This is a genomic window from Vibrio sp. 1557 (assembly GCF_033340175.1).
Taxonomy (GTDB): domain Bacteria; phylum Pseudomonadota; class Gammaproteobacteria; order Enterobacterales; family Vibrionaceae; genus Vibrio; species Vibrio alginolyticus.
Genome location: NZ_JAWOVZ010000296.1, coordinates 1 through 1026, shown reverse-complemented (window position 1 = coordinate 1026; position 1026 = coordinate 1). Strand labels below are relative to the sequence as shown.

The 1026-nt window shown below is 48.1% G+C and carries 1 protein-coding gene and 1 pseudogene; both read left to right on the top strand.

Annotated features, from left to right (window positions below):
- Nucleotides 1–811, top strand: an 811-nt coding sequence (locus R7070_RS26610; protein ID WP_318141574.1) for an NADP-dependent oxidoreductase, incomplete at its 5' end; no start/stop codon positions are given.
- A pseudogene (locus tag R7070_RS26605) lies at nt 805–1026 on the top strand (DedA family protein); the annotation flags it as partial. The gene R7070_RS26610 and the pseudogene R7070_RS26605, both read left to right, overlap by 7 nt.

Genomic DNA, 1026 nt, shown 5'->3' with positions numbered 1-1026 from the left:
AACACGAGCGGGACTTGGCTGGGCTGCTTCCCAGAATAAAGACAAACTGCCTTGGGTGCCAGGTTACGATATTTCTGGGAAAGTCGTCTCTTGTGGTACTAAGACTTCTCGCTTTGCTGTGGGAGATGAAGTGTCCGGTTTTGTTGGCTTTCCTCTCCAAGGTGGTGGTTATAGCCAATATGTTTGTGTTCCGGAGTCGGAGCTAAGTCACGTGCCAAGTTCGGTCATGCTAGAAGCGGCGGCGGTTTTACCATTGGCAGGGCAAACCGCTGCTCAAGCATTAAGCAAAGCGAATGTCAGCGAATGCGATAGAGTATTAATTCTCGCAGGAGCGGGTGGCGTAGGGCACTTAGCGGTGCAGATTGCTGTGGCGACAAAAGCCGAAGTGTTTACCACCTGCAGTGAACGAAATTTAGACTACCTCGCCACACTTGGCGCTCATGCAGTGAACTATCAATTTGCACCAGTGTCAGAACGTGTTGAAGGCGTTGATGTTTTAATTGATTTGGTTGGTGGCGATGCGGCTCTAGATGCTCTCAAGTGCCTAAAAGACAATGCCCGCGTGATCACGGTACCAACGATTAGCGCTGAATTAATTTGTGACAAGGCCAAGCTGTTAGGCTTCGAGGCAAGCGGTATGTTGGTTGAGCCAGATCCTTCACAGTTAGACACGTTGTTGTACATGGTAGGTGTGGGATTACTTAAAACAGAAGTGCAACACATTTACCCAATGGCTGAAGTTATCGCCGCACACCAACAAGTGGAATCGGGGCGAACGAGAGGCAAGGTATTACTTGATATGACATGCTAGACGCATTCAATTCAGCTTTTGAACATTTAGCCCTTTGGTTTTCTGATTCAGCATTGTGGGTGCTTTTTTTAACGGGTTTTCTGAGCGCCACCTTACTGCCTGGTGGCTCTGAAGCTGGGCTGATCGCAACTCTCTCACTCAATCAATATGCGGTTTCTTCTATTCTATTGGTTGCCACAATAGGTAATACGCTTGGTGGCTTAACCAATTACTGG